Origin of the sequence: Pseudophaeobacter sp. C1-32P7, from assembly GCF_041008775.1 — a bacterium.
GTDB classification, from domain to species: Bacteria; Pseudomonadota; Alphaproteobacteria; order Rhodobacterales; family Rhodobacteraceae; genus Phycobacter; species Phycobacter gallaeciensis_A.
On record NZ_JAXGFR010000003.1, the window covers coordinates 98,758 to 118,356 of the forward strand.

The window sequence follows — 19,599 nt, forward strand, 5'->3', positions numbered from 1 at the left end:
CTTTACCCTCACACCTGCAACACGCTGGAGACCAGCAGCTGCGTATAGCCATGTTGCGGATCGTCCAGCACCTGATCGGTGAGGCCGGTTTCGACCACATGACCGTCCTTCATCACCATCAACCGGTCCGCCAGAAGCCGCACCACCGCCAGATCGTGGGTGACGATAATGGCGCTGAGACCCATCTCGCGCACGAGGCCCCGCAACAGATCCAGAAGCCGCGCCTGTACCGAGACATCGAGGCCGCCGGTAGGTTCATCCATGAACACCAGCCGCGGTCCGGTCACAAGATTGCGGGCGATCTGAAGCCGCTGCTGCATGCCACCGGAAAAGGCCGAGGGGCGGTCGTCGATACGGGCATCGGAAATCTCGACCCGACCCAGCCAGTCAGCGGCACGGGCGCGGATATCACCATAGTGGCGGTCGCCAACGGCCATCAGCCGCTCACCGATGTTGCCACCGGCCGAGACCGACATGCGCAAGCCATCGCGAGCGTGCTGGTGGACAAAGGCCCAGTCGGTACGCCCCAGCATCCGGCGCGCGGGTTCCGACATGGTGACCGTATCCACCGGCCCATCGGCGCGGGTGTCAAACACGACCTCACCCCGATCCGGCGCAAGGTGCCCGGCAAGGCAGTTCAGAAGGGTGGACTTGCCCGAGCCGCTTTCGCCGACGATGCCCATCACCTCACCGGGGTAAAGGTCAAAGCTGACATGCGTGCAGCCGATCCGCGCGCCATACATCTTGGCGATGTCTTTCACTTGCAGCAAAGGGGTCATGCCGCGGTCTCCTCTCCCAGGCGGCCCACATGACCTGCCTCGCGCCGCGAACGGCAGTAATCGGTGTCCGAGCAGACAAACATCCGGTTGCCCGCATCATCGAGGATCACCTCATCCAGATAGCTGTCCTCTGCCGCGCAAAGGTCACACGGATGATCGGCCTTACTGGCCTCGAAGGGGTAATCCTCGAAATCAAGGGAGACGACCGATGTATAGGGCGGCACCGCATAGATGCGCTGCTCACGGCCCGCGCCAAAGAGCTGGATCGCTGCCATCTCCATCTTGGGGTTGTCGAATTTCGGGATCGGCGAGGGATCCATCACGTAGCGATCCGACACCTTCACCGGGTAGGCATAAGAGGTCGCGATGGCGCCGTGCTGGCTGATGTCCTCGTAAAGCTTCACATGCATGAGACCATATTCCTGAAGCGCGTGCATCTTGCGGGTCTCGGTCTCTCGCGGCTCAAGAAAGCGCAAAGGCTCCGGGATCGGCACCTGATAGACTAGGATCTGATCCTCACTCAGCTCCGCCTCGGGGATGCGGTGGCGGGTCTGGATAACGCTGGCCTGTTCCGTCTCTTCGGTGGTGGCGACCCCTGCGGTGCGTTCAAAGAACTTGCGGATCGACACCGCGTTGGTCGTGTCATCGGCGCCCTGGTCGATCACCTTGAAGGTATCATCCGGGGTCAGCGTCGCGGCAGAGACCTGCACACCGCCGGTGCCCCAGCCATAGGGCATGGGCATTTCACGGCTGGCAAAGGGCACCTGATAGCCCGGCACCGCCAGACCTTTGAGGATCGCCCGGCGGATCATCCGCTTGGTCTGCTCGTCGAGGTATGCAAAGTTATAGTCAGACATGGTTTTCTCCATTTCCTGACGAGGTTTCAAAATGGGCGCGGTCATCTTCTTGGCAACAGTGCTGACCCTCAGTGTGGCGTACAGCATCTGGGATTTCCGACGATCCTCCCGAAGAAGAAAAACACTTCGCCAAGATGACAGTGGAACCTGGGTCTGGATTGACCATAGAGGCCGGGAATGTCGATCGGACACTCACCCGGATTCCCCCGGAGGTGAGTGGCACTCGGACGGTGGAGGCGGAGATGGAGGGGACGGAGGCGGTGGGGATTGAATAGCCGCGCCTTGCAAGCAATTTCCCCGGTACAATCTCCTTCAATTCGGTCCTGTGTTGCACGGCGCTCATTCCGCCGCCTCCCGTGCCGCCATCTGTTCCACCGCCTCGGCGGCTTCTCGGCGCAGCTTGCGCACCAGTTCCAGCTCGGACTGGAAATCGACGTAATGCGGCAGCTTGATATGTTCGAGGAAACCCGTCGCCTGAATGTTGTCCGAATGGCTGAGCACGAATTCCTCGTCCTGCGCGGCGGCGCCAAGGTTATCCTCGCCCAGCTCTTTCCAGCGCAGGGCGCGATCTACCAACGCCATGGCGATGGATTTTCGCTCTGACTGGCCGAACACCAGACCATAGCCACGAGTGAACTGCGGCGGCACGGTCTTGGAGCCCTTGAACTGGTTCACCGTCTCGCATTCTGTCAGCTCCACCTCGCCGATCTCGATGGCAAAGCCCAGCTCGGGGTTCTCCATCTCCACCGCGACGGTGCCGATGCGCAATTCGCCCACAAAGGCGTGGTTGCGCGCATAGCCACGCTGGGTGGAATAGGCCATGCCAAGGATGAACCCCTCATCCCCGCGCGTCAGAGACTGCAGTCTGACCGGCCGGTCAGCGGGAAAAGCCATCGGCTCGCGCGTCAGATCCCCGGGCTGGGCCTCTGAACTCGGTTCGCGCTCGATGATGTCCTCACCCTGCAGGAACTCGGTGATATGGGGCGTGGGTTCGGTCCTGGGCGTTGCAGCGGGGGCTTCCGGCACCTCGCCCTCGGCGGCCAGTTTGAAGTCCAGCAAGCGGTGCGTGTAGTCGAAGGTCGGCCCCAGCACCTGCCCGCCCGGCGCATCCTTGAAGGTCGCCGAAATCCGCCGGTCGCAGGCCATAGCGCCGGTGTCCACCGGCAGCGTATAGCCAAAGCGCGGCAGGGTGGTGCGATAGGCGCGGATCAGAAATATCGCCTCGATCAGATCGCCGCGCGACTGTTTGATCGCCAGCGCCGCCAGATCGGGATCGAACAGCGATCCTTCGGCCATCACCCGGTTCACCGCCAGCGACAGCTGTTCGCGGATCTGCGCCAGTGACAGCTCGGCAACCGAAGCATCGCCGCGACGCTCCTCAGCCAGCCAGGCATGGGCATTGTCGATGGCGCGCTCGCCGCCCTTTACAGCTACATACATGCCTCAGGCCTCCGCAAGGATCTGGGTCGAGCGCGGCAGCGCCGCCACCTGAGACCCAGAAGTGAAAAAGAAATCGACACCCAACGGATAGAGCATCGCATTGCCCGCACAGGCCGCCGGATCCGGCAAGGCCATCCGCGCTGTCTCTTTGATGCCGGGACCGCTGAGCGTGGCATTGGTCGCGTCAAAGCCCGCAACCTCGACGATCAGCGTCGCCGAGCGATCCGGGTATTCCGCCGTGCCGATGCGGAACCGGTCGAGCGGCATCAGCGCCTCCCAGCCGCCAAGGGCAAAATCCGCCTGCTCCGCACTGACAATGGGCGCGCCGGTGTGAAAGGTCAGCCAGCCACGCAGGGCCTCGCTGTCCACATCGGGCGCCAGAAAGACGCCGGTTTCGGGATCGCAAAGCGTCAGCAGCAGGCTGCCCGCCGCATGGGAAATCCCCTCGGGCGGGATAGCCCCCGTGATCTTTTGCACCGTGCCGGGCCGCGCCATCGCATTCATTGCCGCACGAAAGGCATGGGCCGAGGCGACTGGCGGGTTGGCAAACCCACCCGCATAGACCGTGTTGTCCGTCAACTGGTTCATCAGTCCTCTCCCCGCACCATGGTGAAGAAATCGACCTTGGTCGCAGCCGCTTTGGAGGCGCGCGCCTCTTTGGCCTCTGCGCGCTCTTGCTCGAGCGGCGCCAGGATTGTCGCGCGCAAGGTCTCTGCCGCCTCAGTCTGCATCAGAGCGTCTATCTTGGCCGCCATTTCGGCCTTGGCCTTGGAGCGGCCCTGCACATAGCCATGCCCGACGGTGCCATCGGCCAGCGACAGGGCGCAGCGGGTGACGGTCATCTCACCGAGGTTGAAGGGCGCGCCGCTGCCGCCCATACGGCCCCGGACCATCACGCCGCCCGCCTCAGGCGCGCGCAGCCAGTCAAAGGCAGGCTCATGATCAAAGGCGCGCCAAAGCTCGGCTAGCCGGGCATCGTCAGCCGAGGCCAGAAGACCCATCCAGGCCTTGCGATCTCTTGTGCGATCCTCTGCGGAAATTGTGGTGTTCATCGTGTCAAAGCCTCTTGGCCGGGTTGTCTACATAAACTATACAACTAGACAAATCATAGGTGACTCGCCTGCAAGGGCGCAAGCCAATCCTTGTGAAAGTTTGATGACATGGCCCGAACCCCGGTCTGGAAATCCATTGCAGGCACATTGACCGACGATATCGCCCAGGGGCGCTATGACACCGGTGACAAGCTGCCAGCCGAGGCGCAGTTGGCGGCGCGGTTCGGCGTCAACCGCCACACGGTGCGCCGCGCTCTGGCGGAAATGGCAGCTGGCGGGCTGGTGCATGCACGGCGCGGCGCCGGAGTGTTTGTTGCCGCCAAACCGACGGATTACCCGATCGGCAAGCGGGTGCGCTTTCACCAGAACATCTCCAAAGGCGGGCAGACACCGGCGAAACAGATCCTGACCACCGAAACCCGCGCAGCCGCCGCTGGCGAAGCCGCCGCGCTGGCGCTGCCCCCCGGCGATCCGGTGCATGTCTACGACGGGTTGTCGCTGGCAGATGGGCAGCCGATTGCCCTGTTCCAAAGCATCTTTCCAGCCGAACGGTTCCCCGAGATGCTAACGGCGTTGAAGGAAACACAATCCGTCACTGCCGCGCTGCAACGCTGCGGCATCGAAGACTATACCCGCAGCGAGACCCGCATCACCGCCCGACAGGCCACCGCGACACAGGCGCTGCACCTACGCATCCCCGAAGGCGCCCCGATCCTGCGCACCACCGGCATCAATGTAGATTCCGAAGGCCGCCCCATCGAATATGGCCGCACCTGGTTTGCAGGCGACAGGGTGACTCTGACCGTCGGCGGCGACGAATAGAAAGCTCTCGCCCATCAAAGCACTTCTGACGATGGCCCTTTCCCGTTGGGCCCAGCGCCGCCTGCCGAAAAGCCGTTCGCCAAATCCGGGTCAAGGGCCGCGCAAGCGGCCGTGCGCATGCACGGTTTACCCTTGAGGCGGCTTTGGCGAAGAGAACACTCGATATGGCGCCTGAGGGGCAGACCTGCCCCTCAGGCGCCTCTCAGCAAGAAAAAGCGCCGCGCGACAGCGCGGCGCCTGGCCCAACCGGGACAACGCATTTTCAAATGCGGCGCCACGGGCGGGAGATCCCCGCGCCGTGGCTCACACAAGGCTTATTGCTTGGCGTTGAACACAAACAGGGTCTCACCGTTGATCTTGTAATCGTTGATCAACGCCTTGGCCTTGTCCGACACCAGCCAGCCTTCCAGCTTCATCGCCAGATCGTTCTTGGCATGCGTGTGTTTCTCCGGGTTCACCGGCAGATAGGCGTATTGGTTGAACAGCACCGGATCGCCCGAGAACAGCAGCGCCAGATCCCCCTTGTTGCCAAAGTTCAGCCAGCTGGCGCGGTCGGCCATGATATAGGCATTCATCCCCGCTGCCGTGTTCAGCGCCGAGCCCATACCGGCCCCCACCGCGCGGTACCAGTCGCCGAACCCTTCGGCGTCCAGACCAGCAGCAGCCCAGAGGCTCAGCTCTTTCTTGTGGGTGCCGCTATCATCGCCGCGGCTGACGAACAGCGCCTCTGCGCCTGCAACCTTCTGCAGGGCATCGACTGCGGTTTCCGCATCCGTAATACCGGCGCCATCGGCCTTGGGTCCGATAAAGACGAAATCATTGTACATGATCTCGCGGCGATGGGTGCCATTGCCCCCAGCCAGAAAACGCTCTTCGGCCTTTTTCGAATGCACCAGGATCGCATCCACATCGCCCGCTTCGCCCAGGCGGATCGCCTGACCGGTGCCAACGACCAGAAGCTGCACATCCAGATCCAGATCCTTCTTGATCTCCGGCAGCAGGATCTCTGCCAGCCCGGAATTGTGGAACGAGGTGGTCACCGCCATCTTCATCTCTTCGGCAAAGGATGCGGTGGCCAGAACGGCCGAGGCGACAACGCCCAACATCAGATGTTTCATTCTACTATATCTCCTCTCAAGAATGCTTGCCCCTGCGGGGTTTGAGGTCCGGCAAAAAAATCTTCTGCCGGAGTGAACTCGTGAATGCGCCCGCCAATGATGAGGATCACCTCATCCGCCAGCCGCTGCGCCTGCCCCATGTTGTGAGTCGACATGATCAGGCGGGTCCCGCTTTGAGCCGCCTCGGTCAGGATCTCTTCGATTTCTCGCGTCGCCCGTCCATCAAGCGAGGCGCAGGGTTCGTCCAGAAACAGCACTTCCGGCTCCCGGATCAGCGCCCGGGCCAGCGCCAGCTTCTGCCGCTCACCACCCGAAAGCAGCACCGCAGGCCGCTCCAGCGCATCGCCCAGATCGATCCGCCGCGCCCAATCCGCGGCCCGCGCACGGGCCTCTTTCCGCGACACACCGATCAGGCGCAGCGGGTAGGCGATGTTTTCCACCACGGACCGGCGCATCATCACCGGGGTCTGAAACACAAAGGCCTGGCGTTTTTCCGCCTCCGCCCTGGGACAGGCCCAGGTCAGGCTGCCGCCATTGAGCCGCACGACACCGTGCAGCATCTTCAGAAACGAGGTCTTGCCAGCCCCGTTCGGCCCCACCACGATGGTCGCCCCCACGCCTTCCAGCGTCAGGTCCACCGGACCGACCAACACCTTGCCGCGCCTGCGCACCACGCCCTGCTCCACGGTCAGCGGGAACATCTGCATCACCAGCGTCCCCCGCGTTCGGTATGGCCAATCCAGTGGATCGACAGGTTGACGGCAATCGCCATGCCAATCAGCACAAAGCCAAGGCCCAGCGCCATGGCGAATTCGCCCTTGCCGGTCTCCAGCGCGATCGCGGTGGTCAGAACCCGCGTCGCATGATCGATATTACCGCCCACCACCATGATGGCGCCGACTTCTCCGATGGCCCGGCCAAACCCAGCCAGCGCCGCCGTCAGCAGCGCCCGCCGCCCATCCCACAACAGCGCCCGGATCCTTTGCCCCTGGGTGGTATTCAGTGAAATCAGCAGATCGTGGTAATCGCTCCACAGCTCGCGCAGGGACTGATGCGCGATCGAGGCGACCAGCGGCACGATGATGATCACCTGAGCGATCACCATCGCCGAGGGCGTGAACAACAGCCCCAGCACCCCCAGCGGCCCGGACCGCGACAGGAAGACATAGACGATCAGGCCGACCACCACCGGCGGCAGCCCCATCAGCGCATTGAGCACCGCAATCGTCGGACGGCGCAGGCGAAACCGGCGGACAGCCAGCAAGGCCGCCAGTGGCAAGGCGATGGCAGAGGCGATGGCAAGGGCGGTCAAAGTGACCCTGAGAGAGCGCAAAGTGATCTCGACCAGATCAGGATCCAGCATCACCACCAGCCAGAACGCCTGGCTCAGACCGTCCCACAGATCAGACATGACGCTTGATTTTCCCCCCGATGGCTTAGGGTTACAGGCCTGTTTCCCTCAGCTTTCCCCAGTGTCAAAACACAGGAAAGCACCCCGAAACAGAAAAAAATGCAGCCGCCCCTGAAAAAGGACAAATTGTCCACTATATCGATGAGTGACTGCGCATCGCCGGACAGAAAGATGCCCAACGCCCGCGCTTGATCCGGGGAACAGATCTCCTATCGCCGGGTTTCCCAACCTGCGGAGCAAGAGTTTCTTGGCCTTCCGGCCACCCCAACAGCAGCCCCGGCGCAGCAGCGACCAGCCTGCGGCCTTTTCGCACCATTACTTGCGCGCGGCATGTGAACGTGAAAGAAGACCGACCCAAAGTGCCCGCCACAGTTCCGCAAGGGCGCGTTTTCGAGGAAATGCCATGTTCGATCTGCAAACCATGCGCGATCAACTCGCCAGCACCTATGATCTGGCGCCCAACCCCGATCTGGCCGAACAGATGTCGGATCTGTACCAGACCATGGACCGCGTGGTGAACCCGGTCGACTGGGCGCGCTATGCGCCCTATGTCGCGGCGATCAACGCGCTGAAGAAAGAACGCGGCGCGGTCATTTTGGCCCACAACTACATGACGCCGGAGATCTATCACGGCGTTGCGGATTTCGTCGGCGACAGCCTGCAGCTGGCCATCGAAGCCGCCCGCGTCGAAGCGGATGTGATCGTGCAATGCGGCGTGCATTTCATGGCCGAGACCTCCAAGATCCTTTCTCCTGAGAAAACCGTGCTGATGCCCGATATGGCGGCAGGCTGTTCGCTGGCCGAAAGCATCACCGCCGCGGGCGTGGAAGAGATGCGCCGCAAGTATCCCGGCGCGCCTGTGGTGACCTATGTGAACACCACCGCCGAGGTAAAAGCCGCCTCCGATATCTGCTGCACCTCCTCCAACGCATCGCAGATCGTCGCCGCGATGGACAGCGACACGGTCATCATGACGCCGGACAAATACCTGGCGCAGAACGTGGCCAACCAGGTGCCGCAGAAAAATATCGTCTGGTGGGACGGCTCCTGCATCGTACACGAGCAATACACCGCCAAGGACCTGCGCGAATTCCGCGAATGGAACCCCGGCACCCGGCTGATCGCCCACCCCGAATGCCCCCCCGATGTGGTAGCCGAGGCGGACTTCTCCGGCTCCACCAGCGGCATCATCAAATATGTGACGGACGAAAAACCGGAAAAGGCGATGCTGATCACCGAGTGTTCGATGGCTTCGAACATCGCGGATGAGCTGCCCGAGGTGGATTTCGTCGGCCCCTGCAACATGTGCCCCTACATGAAGATGATTACGCTGGAGAAAATCCTGTGGTCGCTGCACACCATGTCCGAACCGGTCGAGGTTGACCCTCAGGTCGCGGACAAGGCGCGGCTTGCAGTGCAGCGGATGATCGATCTCAGCCAGAAACTGGGCATCTGACCGGTGACAGAGGCCAGCACCGGGCGCATTGACACCGGCCGCATCGTCATCGTCGGCGCCGGTCTGGGCGCGCTTTACGCGGCGCTGGAACTGGCGCCGCGGCCAGTGCTGATGATCTCTCCTGAAACGCTTGGTCAGGGCGCGAGTTCCGCCTGGGCGCAGGGCGGTGTCGCCGCCGCCATGGATCAAAGCGACAGCCCCGAAGCCCATGCTGCCGATACCCGGACCGCTGGCGCAGGCACTGTCGATCCAAAGGTGGCCGCCATGGTCACCCGCGTTGCGCGCGAGCATATTCTGGACCTCACCGATCTTGGCACGCCCTTTGACCGCGACGCGGCGGGCAACTACGTGATGAGCCGCGAAGCCGCCCATTCCGCCGCCCGCGTGGTGCGCGTGAAGGGTGACCGGGCTGGCGCGCAGATCATGGAAACCCTGATCGCCGCCGTGCGCGCCGCCCCTTCGGTGCAAGTGCTGGAAAACACCCAGGCCGTCCGACTAGAGGTAGACGGCGATACCGTCACCGGCGTCTGGATCTCGCAGGCCGATGCGCCGTCGGATCCCGTCCTGATCACTTGCCCCGGCGTTCTTCTGGCCGGGGGCGGCTCTGGCGGGCTTTATGCCCATACGACCAACCCGCCCCGCATTCGTGGGCAGGTTATCGGTCTTGCCGCCCGCGCGGGCGTGCGTATCGCCGACCCTGAATTCGTGCAATTCCACCCCACCGCCTTTGATATCGGTGAAGACCCGGCGCCCTTGGCGACCGAGGCCCTGCGCGGCGATGGCGCAGTGCTCCTGAACAATAAGGGCGAACGCTTCATGCAGGCGGTCCACCCGGACGCGGAACTGGCCCCGCGCGACATCGTGGCCCGCGCGATCTTTGCCGAAACGCAAGCCGGGCGCCGCCCGGTGCTGGACACCCGGCAGGCCCTTGGCGCCGAGGTTGCAAGCCGCTTCCCCACCGTTGCCGAAACCTGTGCCCGCGCCGGGATCGACCCTGTGACCCAGCCGATCCCCGTGGCCGTCGCCGCCCACTACCACATGGGCGGGGTGGACACGGACATGCAGGGGCGTGCCAGCCTTGGCCATTTGTGGGTCTGCGGCGAGGCTTCCTCGACCGGGCTGCACGGTGCCAACCGGCTGGCCTCCAATGGATTGCTGGAGGCATTGGTCTATGCCCGCACCGCTGCGGCCGATATGAAGGATCTGGAGCAAAAGGGTGATCTGTCTGAAGTCGCGATCACCTTTGCCCCGGATGGTCACGAAACAGATCCCAGCGCCGTTCAGACCCTGCGGGAGACCATGACCGCCAATGTCGGCGTACGTCGCACCGAGGACGGCCTCAAAACCGCGCTTACCACCATTGCCCGGCTGGAGGCGGCAAACGCCGATGACGAGTCCTTCGTCAACATGTGCGCCACCGCCACCCTGATCGCCGCCGCCGCCCTGATGCGCCGCGAAAGCCGAGGCGGGCATTACCGCGATGATTTCCCCGAGGCCGATCCCGCACAGGCCCATCGCACCCATATCACCCTGACCGAGGCCCTTGCCCTGCGCGACCGGATCGCGGGCGAGAGCGCAAAGGAGCCCACATGAGTACCGCCTTCGCCACCCTGCCCGACCTGATTCTGGAACCGATGGTACGTGCCGCCCTGCACGAGGATCTGGGCCAGAACGGCGATATCACCACCCGCGCGGTGATCCCGGCGGATGTGACCTATTCCGCCCGGTTGAACGCTCGCGAAACAGGCATCGTCTCCGGCATGCAGATCGCCCGCATCGCCTTTCATCTGGTGGATGCGGGACTGAAGGTGGAAACCCTGCTGCCAGACGGAAGCCCCTGCAAACCCGGCGATACGCTGATGACCATCGAAGGCTCGGCTGCCTCGATCCTGTCGGGGGAACGGGTGGCGCTGAATTTCGCGGGACGGCTAACTGGGATCGCAACACTGACCCATTGTTTCGTGCGCGAAACAACTGGAACGGACACCCGCATCACCTGCACCCGCAAGACCACGCCGGGCATGCGCATCGCGGAAAAACAGGCGGTTTTGCACGGCGGTGGCTACAACCACCGCTTTGGTCTGTCGGATGCAATCCTAATCAAGGACAACCACATCGCTGCCGCCGGAGGCATTACTGCCGTGCTGGAAGCAGCAAAGGCCAGCGTCAGCCACATGATGAAGGTGGAGATCGAGGTCGACACGCTGTCCCAGCTCGAAGAGGTGCTGAAGACCGGCGGCGCGGATGTGGTCCTGCTCGACAACATGGACACGCCGACGCTGGCAGAGGCCGTCAAGATGACGCGCGGCCATCTGGTGACCGAGGCATCCGGCAACATGAAGCTGGAGCGTATTGCCGAGGTCGCCGCCACCGGAGTTGATTACATCTCCTCCGGCGCGCTGACCCATTCGGCGCCGACTCTGGACCTCGGCCTCGACTTCTGAACGCCGCGCTGACGGCTGCCGCTAGAGGCAGCCGCGCGGTACGGTCTCGGACCATTCCTTGACCAGTACCGGCTCTGATGCACCGCCCTCATAGGCGTGGATGCGCCGCCAGAGGTAGAAATTCTGCGCATCGCAGGTCATCCGGTTTTCCGTATCGATCGCCACCTGCCAGTCGCCGCGCTGATAGGTAAAGCGCCAGTCGGATTTGAAGGTCGCCGTGGCCGGATCATCGGGGTGGATCGCGTAATGCATCGTGACATGGCTGCCGACCTGCATTTCGTTATGCGGGTTCACCGCCTCGCCGTAGTCGTCGAAGGTATCGAGCACCAGCGTACCATCCGTAAGCACCTTGGTCTCTGACGTGCCCGAAGGCGCGCGCAACTGCCTGCCGCCCAGGGTCGGATAGGGCTGCGCGGGGCCGGGGGCTTCGGGGGCGATTTCATCGGTCACGCTCCGCTCGGGCAGGATCAGGGCGCAGTCTTTGAGTTCCAGTGTGATCTCTGCCGCCTCTGGCGCGGGCCAGACGATGGGCCAGTAAGAGGTCGAGAGCGCCAGCCGCAGCACATGACCGGGGCGCAGCGCATGGGCGCATTCGTTCAAGGGAAACTCTACCTCGTAGCGTTGCCCCGGCACCAAAGGCTCAGGCGCGTCATGGCCATTCAGATGCGTCAGGTTGAAAGGGCGGAAACTGATCCGCTGCGAGGATCCATCCGGCGCCACATCGCACAGGCGTCCGACGATCTGCGCGACCGGGCGATCGACGGTAAAGGTGATGCGCACGCGCGGGCGGCCAAGGATCTGCAACTCATCTTCCAGCGGCGCGGTGTCGAAACAGGCCGACAGCGCATCATCCTCCGCCTGATCGCCGGGGAGTTCATTGTCGAACCGCATGCCCGGACAGAAATAGCCCCCCGCCTGCCCGACGGTTACAGGGTTAGAAATCCTGCACTCCCCGCTGCCTGCAGTGTCTGTCAGACTGCCTGTCGAAAGATAAACCACCCGTTCGCTGACATTGGGCGAGGGCCAGTTCTGCTCGGCCACCCAGCGGCCCTTGCGGGGCTTGTTTTCCTTGGTGGGGCCGAAATGCTCTTGCATGTAGACACGGTAGTCGGGCAGCGCCTCGGCGCCGCTCTCCTCACCCTTCAGCCAGTGATCGAACCAGCGCAAGACCTCACCGTGGAAATCCGCTGCGTCCAGTTTCGAGATATGCGCATAGCGATGCTCCCACGGACCCATCAGCGCCTTGGTGGGTGCGGTCAGGTTCGCCGCCAGCATCGCTGGCGTATTGAGATAGGCATCGGCCCAGCCAGTGATCGCCAGAACCGGGGCGGTGATCGCTGGCCAGTCCTCGCAGACCGAGCCATGTTTCCAGAAGTCATCGCGGGACGGGTGGCGCAGCCAGTCGGCGGACATGAAAGGCAGCTTCTCGATCCGCTCCAGCCAGGCATCGCGCCAGTCGGGGCGCAGCTCGGGATCCAGGGGCCGCGTCATATAGGCGAACATCTGGCTGCCCCAATTGGCATTGTCGCTGAGCAGGCATCCCCCCATGTAGTGGATGTCATCGGCATAGCGGTCGGCGGTGGACGCGACCGAGACCACTGCCTGCAATTCGGGTGGGCGACGGTAGGCCAGTTGCAAGCCGTTGAAGCCCCCCCAGGAGATACCGATCATCCCGACCTTGCCGCTGCTCCAGGGTTGCGCCGCGATCCAGGCGAGGACCGCCTCGCCGTCGCTCAGCTCCTGTTCGGAGTATTCATCGTCAAACAGCCCCTCACTGTCGCCGCTGCCCGAGATATCGACGCGGATGCAGGCGTAGCCTTCTCCGGCAAAAACGGTATGGGTGGTCTCATCCCGCGGCGCGGTGCCATCGCGTTTGCGATAGGGCAGGTATTCCAGGATCGCCGGGAACGGCCCCTCCCCTTCGGGCAGCCAGATCCGCGCCGCCAGACGACGCCCGTCAGCCATCGGAATCCAGGTGTTTTCAATCAGGGTAAAGGGCACGGGCATAGGGGGCATCCAATCTTAAAAAAGTTTGGCGCCACCCTGCCTTCGCGCGTCCTTATTTGGCAAGCTTTGGCGCGGATTTTTCCAGCGCCAGTTCGGCATCCGAGAATTTCCATGGCCCCCGCACGCCCGGCACCCCTTCAGGCGCGATCTGCATCCCACGATGCTGGATCTGCGGATCGTCAAAGGCCTGCCCGATGGTGTTGATCGGCCCGGCGGGAACCGTCGCCGCCTCCAGCGCCGCCAGAAGATCAGATTGGCTCCATTGCATCAGGGCCGCTTCCAGCAGCGCGGTCAGCTCCTGACGGTTCGCCACCCGCAGCTGATTGGTCAGGAACCGCGGATCGACCTTCAGATCCGGCAGGCCCAGCGCATCACACAGCCGCTGGAACTGGCCGTCGTTGCCCACCGCCAAAATGATATGGCCATCCTTCACCGCCATCACCTGATAGGGCGCGATATTGGGGTGATCATTGCCCAGCCGCGTCGGGCTGGTGCCGGTGGCGAGATAGTTCATCGCCTGATTGGCTAGCATCGCCGTGGCACAATCGAGCAGCGACATGTCCAGATGCTGCCCCCGCCCCGTGGTGTGGCGCTGCTCGACCGCTGCAAGAATGCCGATGGTGCCGTAAAGCCCGGTCACGATATCGGTGATGGCAACGCCCACCTTCTGCGGCTGCCCCTCGGGGTCGCCAGTAATCGACATCAGCCCCGACATACCCTGAAGCAGGAAGTCATAGCCCGCGCGGGAGGCATAGGGGCCGTCCTGCCCGAAACCGGTGACCGAGCAATAGATCAGCCGCGGGTTCACCTGTTTCAGGCTTTCGTAATCCAGCCCGTATTTCTTCAGGCCGCCAACCTTGAAGTTCTCGATCAGGATGTCGGCGTCCTTGATCAGATCAATGACCGTCTGGCGACCTTCCTCGGTGCGGAAATCTGCGGTGACACAATCCTTGCCGCGGTTGGCCGCATAGTAATAGGCCGCCGTCTTGTCCTCATCCCGCTCGATGAACGGAGGGCCCCAGTGGCGGGTATCATCGCCTGCCTCGCTTTCGACCTTGATCACCTCGGCGCCCAGATCCGCCAGAGACTGGCCAATCCAGGGTCCAGCCAGAATACGGGCGAGTTCAACCACTTTGAGGCCTGAAAGCGGGGTCATGGCGGCTCCTGTTCTTGTCGCTGTTGCGCCTGTGTAGCCCAGCCCTCCGGAGGCAGCAATCGGCGCCGGGGTGTTTTGATCAAATCCCCCCGCGCCCCTTTGTCACTTGCCCTTGATCCGCACGGTAAAACTGGTGCGCGCACCCGCAGGCGGCGGGGGAAATGGCGCCGCCCGGCGTACTTGTGCCAGCGCGATATCATCAAGCCGCGCGGAGCCAGAACTGCGGGCAATCGCGACCTGCGCCAACCCGCCACTGGGCGCGATCCGGAAGGCGACGACCGCCTCGCCGCGCACATTGGCGCGGCGCTTGGCTCGCTCGATCCGGCGCAGGATCAGACCGGGATAGTTGCTCGTCGCGGCATTGCCCTGCTGTCGGGCCTTGCCGCCCGCCTGGCGCGATTGCCCGCCCGGCTGTTTCGCAGCGCCCTCTGCGACACCGCGGGTCGCGTTGGCGTTGCTGTTGCCGCGCGGTTGCGCGCTTGGCGTTGTCGGCTCAGGAGGGGTGCGCACCGGCTCTGCCTTTGCCACCTGCGGAGGGCGCAGCGGGCGGGACCTTGGCTTCAGCGACTGTTCGACCGGAGGCGCCTGCTCCGTAGGAGGCTGTGGTGCCTCAGCCTGTTCAATCGGTTCCTGTTCAACAGCTTCCATAGGTTTTGCCGCCTGCTGCACCGCTGGCTGGGTGGGTGGCAGCGCGGTCGTCGGCGGTGTCGGTGTTACAGCCTTGAGCGGTATGGGATCGCTATGGACCTGCGGCGGCGTGACCTCGATGCCGGGTGTCTGCGCGGCGGTGACAACAGGGACAACAACAGGCTCTAACATGGGGGATTGCGCCTGTGGCTGCACCTGTGGCGTCTCCACCGGCTGGGCCGCCTCGGGCGTCTGTTGCGCGGCGCGGGGCTGCTCCGGCATCACGGCGGCGGGCTGCGGTGCCTCCACCCCCACGGCGAGATTGGCAAAGGCGCTGCCTTCGGCAGCCAGCGCGGTTTCACCGCCCGCCTGCTCCACCGGTGCGGTATCGGTGAACACCACCGCACCAGCATGGGCCACGGCGGCCATGGTCAGCGCCAGAAGCGCGGCAAGGCGGGATTGGGGCACCCGGCTCATTGCAGCGCCCGTTCCGAAATCAGGATGACGCGCTTGGCGCCTGCCGCCCGCAGATCATTGCCGATGGACACCAGTTTCTTCGCCGGTAGGTCCCGGTCCGGCAGCACCCGCAGCGCGGCGCGCTGTTCCTCGGGCAGCTCAGCAACAAATGATGCCGCATCTGCTACCGGAGCGCCCCGATAGCTAAGCCGCCCGTCGGCGTGGATCACCAATGTATCCGGCGGCGCGCTGCCCTCCAGATCGGCAGTCTTGATCAGCGTTAGATCGCGGTCCAGCGGCGGCGCCAGGGTGCCTGCGATCATGAAGAAGACCAGCATCAGAAAGACGATATTGATCAGCGCGATGGTCGGCTCGCGCTCGCTCGGGATATGCCGCGTGATCCGCATCAGCCCAGCACCACCGTCTGCAGTCCCTCGACCTGCCGCAGGGCGGTCAGAAGATCCACCAGCCGCTGCGCGCTGGCCGTGTCATCGGGGCTGATCAGCACCAGATGGCCGCCGCCGTCCTGTGGCTGCAGCCGCACCAGATCGGCAATGCGGGCCAGATCCGCCTGTTGCCCGTTCAGCATCAGACGCTCGGCGCCGAGGGTCACAAACAGCTTCTGCCGGTCCTGGGCCTTAGCGCCCTGCCCGGCCGCCATCAGCTCCACCTCGCCGTATTTGGAGAAGGTCGAGGTCAGCATGAAGAACAGCAGCAGCAGAAAGATCACATCGATGAGAGAGGTCATCGACAGCCGTCTGCGCCGTTGTCCCTGCAACTTAACCGCCATGAGAAGCCTCAGCCTGTTCGGAGGGGCAGAACAGCACCCGCAGGGCACGGTTGGCAAAGACCCGTTCGCGCTGCATCCGCGCCGTCAGCCAGCTCAGCACCAACGAGGTCGGCATCGCCACGGCAAGCCCCGCCGCCGTGGTCAGAAGCGCCACCCAGATACCACCGGCCAGCAGCGCCGGATCCACCGAAGAGCCTGCGTTCTGCAATTTCTGGAAGGCTTCGATCATGCCGATCACGGTGCCGAAAAGCCCCATCAGCGGCGCCAATTGCGACACCATATCAAGCGCCCCAAGCCCCCGTTCGAGCCGGGCAAAGCAATCCTCGGCCTCGGCATCGGCGCGGTCGGACAGGGCCACATCCGCCGCAGTTCCGGGACCGGCGGCCAGCGCGAGGCGGAACACCGGCGCGAGATAGGATCGGCTGCTTTCCAGCTGCCGCAGGGCGCCATCGCGATCGCCATGGTCCCAGGCGGTGACAGCGGCGGACAGATGCGCGTGGCGGCCCACCCGCGCAGTGCGGTATTGCCAGATTTTGTAGAGCACCAGCGCCGCTGTCAGCACCGACACGCAGAGCAGCAGAAGAACCACCGGTCCGCCCAGATCCAGAACCCCAAGCAGCGCATCATGAAGCCACATCATCCCAGCAACTCCAGATCGGTGCGGCTGCTGAGCGTGATGCCCCTACTGCAGGCGGTCTCGGGCAGAGCAGCCCCGCCGGTGCAGGTGGTGGCTCCGTTGATTAGCACCCGACTGATGCCGTCGCAGGCATAGGGAAACTGGAACTGGCGCACCCGCATCCGCCCCGCAGGCAGGTCCTGGAAATCCAGCAACGTCAGCCGTGCCACCTGTCCTTTTGCATCGAACAGAACGGTTTCATAAACCGCCTGACCGATATCCTGCGCATGGCTGTTCTGCGCCACAAAGGACAGAAGGCAAGCCTCGCCGATCTGCTCTGCCGCGCTCAGCTCGATCGACACGGCCGGGTCTGCGGCCCGTGCCGCGCCACCCAACCCCGCCAGCAAAACCGCTGCCGGGGCCACCCATTTCCTGTTTACGCGTACCATATGGAACCTCTTCAATGTCCGTTGGGTCAGAAGGTTTTCGCCAGGGTCAGCTTGATGTTGCGCCCCGGTGCGGTGCGGGTCGCCAGCGCGGGCGTGTAGACTCTGTCAAAGGCGTTTTCGACGCCAAGCCGCACCTCGGCGCCACTGAGCGCGCCGGTCTGCACCCGGTAGGTGGCACGCAGGTTGCTGATGCCATACCCCTTGATCAGATCGCCGTTGTAATCGGTGAAGGATTTGCTGCCGACCAGTTCCCAGCTCAGATCCCAGGCCTCGCCGATCCGCTTGCCAAGGGTCAGGCGGGCGCTGTCGGCCGGAGTGTTGCGCCAGACGCCGCTGGCCCCGCCCGCCGAAACCGCGGTGTATTCGCCAACCGCCGCGTTGAAATCGGCGTAAAAACCGTTGTCCATGCTGTATGTGGCTTCGATCTCAATGCCTTCGCTGTTCACTTCGCGGATCGGGTTGAAATTGCTGTCCACGTAAGAGGTGATGTCCCAAAGCTTGCCTTTGAAAAGGTTCACCTTGGCCTGCAGGGCATCGCCCGCCGTGAACACGCCGCTTGAGGTATAGGAGGCGCCCAATTCAAAGGTATGGGACCGCTCCGGCTGGGTCATGTAGCGCGGCGTGCCAAGATCATCGATGATCGGCAGGTTCTCGGTATAGGCACCGCTGCCAAAGAGCGCCCAGCCAGAAGCGAATTCATAGCGCGCCGAAAGCCCGCCCATCAGCGCGGAGTTATCATAGGACGAGGATCCGTCGTGGGCCTCGATATCCTGGGTTTCAAACCGCATGGCTGGGGTAATGGTCCAGTGATCGCCGATACCGATGTCATCCACCGCGAACAAGGCCAGACGCCGGTCGGTGCCGCCGGGGGCCGAAGGTGCGTTCAGGCGCTCGCGCTGCATCACCTCAACCCCAAGCCGCAGATCGTGTGTCGCCATGCCGGTCACGAAATACATGCTGTTCTTCGCGGTCAGCTTGGTGATCTCGTAATCCTGATCCGCATCGGCCAGGGCAATGACGCCTGGCCCCGAAGAGGTGCCCTCCAGCGGGCTGGAACCGGGCACATAGGCGGTATCGATATGCTGTGTCGAGCGAGTCAGGTTAACGTCCAGATCGATCAGGTCATTGCCAACCGGGTTCCAGCGATAGCGCAGCCCGGCGACCTCGTTGCTGACCTTGCGGTCGACGTTGCCAAAGGAGCCGCCGGTGGTGCCGAAAGTATCGTAGGGGACGTCTTTTTCATCTGTTTCGGAATAGTTGTAGGAGGCGGTGATCGAATGATCGTTATTGTCGCCAAAGCTGTATTTCACCTTACCCAGATACGAGGGCATGCGGCTCTCGGTATTGGGCACGACCTGCCCGTTTCCGTCCTTGTAGGCGTCGACATCACGCAGGGTGTAATTGAACAGAACCTCCAGCCGCTCGGTAGGCTGCCAGGCCAGAATGGAGGACGTCACGAAGCCCTTTGCATTGCTCGAGGCGCCGATGGTCTGGCGAAACCGTAGACCGATCTCACCGCCGGTGAAATCCGCCGCATCCTTTGTATCAAGCTGTACCACGCCGCCGATAATGCCCGAGCCGTATTCGAAACTGCCGATGGTGCCCCGGATCACCGACACGCGTTTGTAGAGCTCGGGATCGGTGAACAGCTGCGTGCCGATCCGGTAAAGCTCCTCTGACCCGGTAGAGGCGCCGTCGATCATGATCTGCACCTTCTGGTCGGTGCCATAGCTGCTGGTGGCGCCAAAACCGCGGATATTGAGGCCCGATCCCTGCGGACGGCTGCCATTCACCAGCGTGACACCGGGCACCGAATCGATCAGCTCGGCCACGGATCCGGCCTGCCGGTCATCCAGCTCTTCCTGCGTGATTACCGTCTGCGGCGTCGCGGTTGCGGTCTGCACCTCGCGCTTGCCCTGCCCCAATTCAACGGTACCGAGAAAACCCTCGTCCTGCAGGTCCAGCGGCAGATCCTGCGCCTGCGCGCCCGCGTTCATTGTCAGCCCCAGCACTGACACCGTCCCCAACAGCCGCATAGACATACGCTGTTTGCCCATCACATTTTCCTTCGCATCTATTCGTATTCGAACCGAAGGCTTGCGTGGGGGCTGGCACGGTA

General features: G+C 63.4%; 20 protein-coding genes. 4 read left to right on the forward strand and 16 right to left on the reverse strand.

The window, feature by feature from the left end:
• Positions 1 to 8: 8 nt before the first annotated feature.
• The 5 genes from phnK to phnG all read right to left on the reverse strand — a co-directional run bounded on the left by phnK (position 9) and on the right by phnG (position 4,128).
• Entirely contained in the window at positions 9 to 779 is a 771-nt protein-coding gene (gene phnK, locus SM763_RS05435; protein ID WP_368997901.1) for a phosphonate C-P lyase system protein PhnK, read from the reverse strand.
• Positions 776 to 1,636 carry an alpha-D-ribose 1-methylphosphonate 5-phosphate C-P-lyase PhnJ gene (locus tag SM763_RS05440; RefSeq protein WP_368997902.1) on the reverse strand — a complete coding sequence of 287 codons (861 nt, stop codon included), beginning with the start codon at positions 1,634 to 1,636 and terminating at the stop codon, positions 776 to 778. Before SM763_RS05440 ends, phnK begins: the two co-directional genes overlap by 4 nt.
• A gap of 339 nt (positions 1,637 to 1,975) precedes the next feature.
• Complete coding sequence (locus SM763_RS05445; RefSeq protein WP_368997903.1) at positions 1,976 to 3,076, reverse strand: carbon-phosphorus lyase complex subunit; 1,101 nt, start codon at positions 3,074 to 3,076, stop codon at positions 1,976 to 1,978.
• 3 nt (positions 3,077 to 3,079) lie between these two features.
• Positions 3,080 to 3,664 (reverse strand): phosphonate C-P lyase system protein PhnH, encoded by a 585-nt coding sequence (gene phnH / locus SM763_RS05450; RefSeq protein WP_368997904.1) that lies wholly within the window; start codon positions 3,662 to 3,664, stop codon positions 3,080 to 3,082.
• Positions 3,664 to 4,128 carry a phosphonate C-P lyase system protein PhnG gene (gene phnG, locus SM763_RS05455; RefSeq protein WP_368997905.1) on the reverse strand — a complete coding sequence of 155 codons (465 nt, stop codon included), beginning with the start codon at positions 4,126 to 4,128 and terminating at the stop codon, positions 3,664 to 3,666. Before phnG ends, phnH begins: the two co-directional genes overlap by 1 nt.
• A gap of 108 nt (positions 4,129 to 4,236) precedes the next feature.
• Here phnG and phnF point away from each other — a divergent pair, with 108 nt between their 5' ends.
• Complete coding sequence (gene phnF / locus SM763_RS05460; protein ID WP_368997906.1) at positions 4,237 to 4,950, forward strand: phosphonate metabolism transcriptional regulator PhnF; 714 nt, start codon at positions 4,237 to 4,239, stop codon at positions 4,948 to 4,950.
• Between the two features lie 314 nt (positions 4,951 to 5,264).
• Here phnF and SM763_RS05465 read toward each other — a convergent pair whose 3' ends face one another.
• From SM763_RS05465 to SM763_RS05475, 3 genes are read right to left on the reverse strand one after another with little or no spacing between them, the layout of a single operon-like run.
• On the reverse strand, positions 5,265 to 6,068 hold the full coding sequence (locus SM763_RS05465; RefSeq protein ID WP_368997907.1) for an ABC transporter substrate-binding protein: 804 nt from the start codon (positions 6,066 to 6,068) through the stop codon (positions 5,265 to 5,267).
• Positions 6,065 to 6,775 (reverse strand): ATP-binding cassette domain-containing protein, encoded by a 711-nt coding sequence (locus SM763_RS05470; RefSeq protein ID WP_368997908.1) that lies wholly within the window; start codon positions 6,773 to 6,775, stop codon positions 6,065 to 6,067. The genes SM763_RS05465 and SM763_RS05470 overlap by 4 nt, the downstream gene beginning before the upstream one ends.
• Positions 6,775 to 7,479, reverse strand: a complete 705-nt coding sequence (locus SM763_RS05475) for an ABC transporter permease (RefSeq protein ID WP_065272274.1) — start codon at positions 7,477 to 7,479, stop codon at positions 6,775 to 6,777. Before SM763_RS05475 ends, SM763_RS05470 begins: the two co-directional genes overlap by 1 nt.
• Positions 7,480 to 7,882: 403 nt before the next feature.
• On the opposite strand from SM763_RS05475, the gene nadA reads away from it, so the two are divergent.
• The 3 genes from nadA to nadC are packed head-to-tail and all read left to right on the forward strand — an operon-like array spanning position 7,883 to position 11,379.
• Positions 7,883 to 8,935 carry a quinolinate synthase NadA gene (gene nadA, locus SM763_RS05480; RefSeq protein WP_368997909.1) on the forward strand — a complete coding sequence of 351 codons (1,053 nt, stop codon included), beginning with the start codon at positions 7,883 to 7,885 and terminating at the stop codon, positions 8,933 to 8,935.
• A gap of 3 nt (positions 8,936 to 8,938) precedes the next feature.
• Positions 8,939 to 10,528, forward strand: coding sequence for an L-aspartate oxidase (locus SM763_RS05485; RefSeq protein WP_368997910.1), 1,590 nt, complete (start codon positions 8,939 to 8,941; stop codon positions 10,526 to 10,528).
• Positions 10,525 to 11,379, forward strand: a complete 855-nt coding sequence (gene nadC, locus SM763_RS05490) for a carboxylating nicotinate-nucleotide diphosphorylase (protein WP_368997911.1) — start codon at positions 10,525 to 10,527, stop codon at positions 11,377 to 11,379. Before SM763_RS05485 ends, nadC begins: the two co-directional genes overlap by 4 nt.
• Positions 11,380 to 11,400: 21 nt before the next feature.
• Here nadC and SM763_RS05495 read toward each other — a convergent pair whose 3' ends face one another.
• The 8 genes from SM763_RS05495 to SM763_RS05530 form a co-directional block, all read right to left on the reverse strand.
• Positions 11,401 to 13,386, reverse strand: a complete 1,986-nt coding sequence (locus SM763_RS05495; protein WP_368997912.1) for a CocE/NonD family hydrolase — start codon at positions 13,384 to 13,386, stop codon at positions 11,401 to 11,403.
• Positions 13,387 to 13,438: 52 nt separating this feature from the next.
• Positions 13,439 to 14,542 (reverse strand): CaiB/BaiF CoA transferase family protein, encoded by a 1,104-nt coding sequence (locus SM763_RS05500; protein WP_368997913.1) that lies wholly within the window; start codon positions 14,540 to 14,542, stop codon positions 13,439 to 13,441.
• Between the two features lie 102 nt (positions 14,543 to 14,644).
• Positions 14,645 to 15,646, reverse strand: coding sequence for an energy transducer TonB (locus tag SM763_RS05505; protein ID WP_368997914.1), 1,002 nt, complete (start codon positions 15,644 to 15,646; stop codon positions 14,645 to 14,647).
• Positions 15,643 to 16,032, reverse strand: coding sequence for an ExbD/TolR family protein (locus SM763_RS05510; protein WP_368997915.1), 390 nt, complete (start codon positions 16,030 to 16,032; stop codon positions 15,643 to 15,645). The genes SM763_RS05505 and SM763_RS05510 overlap by 4 nt, the downstream gene beginning before the upstream one ends.
• Positions 16,032 to 16,415 carry an ExbD/TolR family protein gene (locus tag SM763_RS05515; RefSeq protein ID WP_368947810.1) on the reverse strand — a complete coding sequence of 128 codons (384 nt, stop codon included), beginning with the start codon at positions 16,413 to 16,415 and terminating at the stop codon, positions 16,032 to 16,034. Before SM763_RS05515 ends, SM763_RS05510 begins: the two co-directional genes overlap by 1 nt.
• Positions 16,405 to 17,055, reverse strand: a complete 651-nt coding sequence (locus SM763_RS05520; protein WP_368997916.1) for a MotA/TolQ/ExbB proton channel family protein — start codon at positions 17,053 to 17,055, stop codon at positions 16,405 to 16,407. Before SM763_RS05520 ends, SM763_RS05515 begins: the two co-directional genes overlap by 11 nt.
• Entirely contained in the window at positions 17,052 to 17,480 is a 429-nt protein-coding gene (locus SM763_RS05525) for a hypothetical protein (RefSeq protein ID WP_368997917.1), read from the reverse strand. The genes SM763_RS05520 and SM763_RS05525 overlap by 4 nt, the downstream gene beginning before the upstream one ends.
• A 26-nt stretch (positions 17,481 to 17,506) precedes the next feature.
• Complete coding sequence (locus SM763_RS05530; protein ID WP_368997918.1) at positions 17,507 to 19,537, reverse strand: TonB-dependent receptor domain-containing protein; 2,031 nt, start codon at positions 19,535 to 19,537, stop codon at positions 17,507 to 17,509.
• Positions 19,538 to 19,599: the final 62 nt, after the last annotated feature.

What these genes read in the sequence shown, in the direction of transcription:
- SM763_RS05470 (WP_368997908.1), bottom strand. Translation starts at nt 6,775, where the DNA reads ATGCAGATGTTCCCGCTGACCGTGGAGCAGGGCGTGGTGCGCAGGCGC.
- SM763_RS05530 (WP_368997918.1), bottom strand. Translation starts at nt 19,537, where the DNA reads ATGGGCAAACAGCGTATGTCTATGCGGCTGTTGGGGACGGTGTCAGTG.
- SM763_RS05510 (WP_368997915.1), bottom strand. Translation starts at nt 16,032, where the DNA reads ATGCGGATCACGCGGCATATCCCGAGCGAGCGCGAGCCGACCATCGCG.
- SM763_RS05475 (WP_065272274.1), bottom strand. Translation starts at nt 7,479, where the DNA reads ATGTCTGATCTGTGGGACGGTCTGAGCCAGGCGTTCTGGCTGGTGGTG.
- SM763_RS05505 (WP_368997914.1), bottom strand. Translation starts at nt 15,646, where the DNA reads ATGAGCCGGGTGCCCCAATCCCGCCTTGCCGCGCTTCTGGCGCTGACC.
- SM763_RS05465 (WP_368997907.1), bottom strand. Translation starts at nt 6,068, where the DNA reads ATGAAACATCTGATGTTGGGCGTTGTCGCCTCGGCCGTTCTGGCCACC.
- phnK (WP_368997901.1), bottom strand. Translation starts at nt 779, where the DNA reads ATGACCCCTTTGCTGCAAGTGAAAGACATCGCCAAGATGTATGGCGCG.
- nadA (WP_368997909.1), top strand. Translation starts at nt 7,883, where the DNA reads ATGTTCGATCTGCAAACCATGCGCGATCAACTCGCCAGCACCTATGAT.
- SM763_RS05500 (WP_368997913.1), bottom strand. Translation starts at nt 14,542, where the DNA reads ATGACCCCGCTTTCAGGCCTCAAAGTGGTTGAACTCGCCCGTATTCTG.
- SM763_RS05515 (WP_368947810.1), bottom strand. Translation starts at nt 16,415, where the DNA reads ATGGCGGTTAAGTTGCAGGGACAACGGCGCAGACGGCTGTCGATGACC.
- SM763_RS05440 (WP_368997902.1), bottom strand. Translation starts at nt 1,636, where the DNA reads ATGTCTGACTATAACTTTGCATACCTCGACGAGCAGACCAAGCGGATG.
- SM763_RS05520 (WP_368997916.1), bottom strand. Translation starts at nt 17,055, where the DNA reads ATGATGTGGCTTCATGATGCGCTGCTTGGGGTTCTGGATCTGGGCGGA.
- nadC (WP_368997911.1), top strand. Translation starts at nt 10,525, where the DNA reads ATGAGTACCGCCTTCGCCACCCTGCCCGACCTGATTCTGGAACCGATG.
- phnG (WP_368997905.1), bottom strand. Translation starts at nt 4,128, where the DNA reads ATGAACACCACAATTTCCGCAGAGGATCGCACAAGAGATCGCAAGGCC.
- phnF (WP_368997906.1), top strand. Translation starts at nt 4,237, where the DNA reads ATGGCCCGAACCCCGGTCTGGAAATCCATTGCAGGCACATTGACCGAC.
- phnH (WP_368997904.1), bottom strand. Translation starts at nt 3,664, where the DNA reads ATGAACCAGTTGACGGACAACACGGTCTATGCGGGTGGGTTTGCCAAC.
- SM763_RS05525 (WP_368997917.1), bottom strand. Translation starts at nt 17,480, where the DNA reads ATGGTACGCGTAAACAGGAAATGGGTGGCCCCGGCAGCGGTTTTGCTG.
- SM763_RS05495 (WP_368997912.1), bottom strand. Translation starts at nt 13,386, where the DNA reads ATGCCCGTGCCCTTTACCCTGATTGAAAACACCTGGATTCCGATGGCT.
- SM763_RS05445 (WP_368997903.1), bottom strand. Translation starts at nt 3,076, where the DNA reads ATGTATGTAGCTGTAAAGGGCGGCGAGCGCGCCATCGACAATGCCCAT.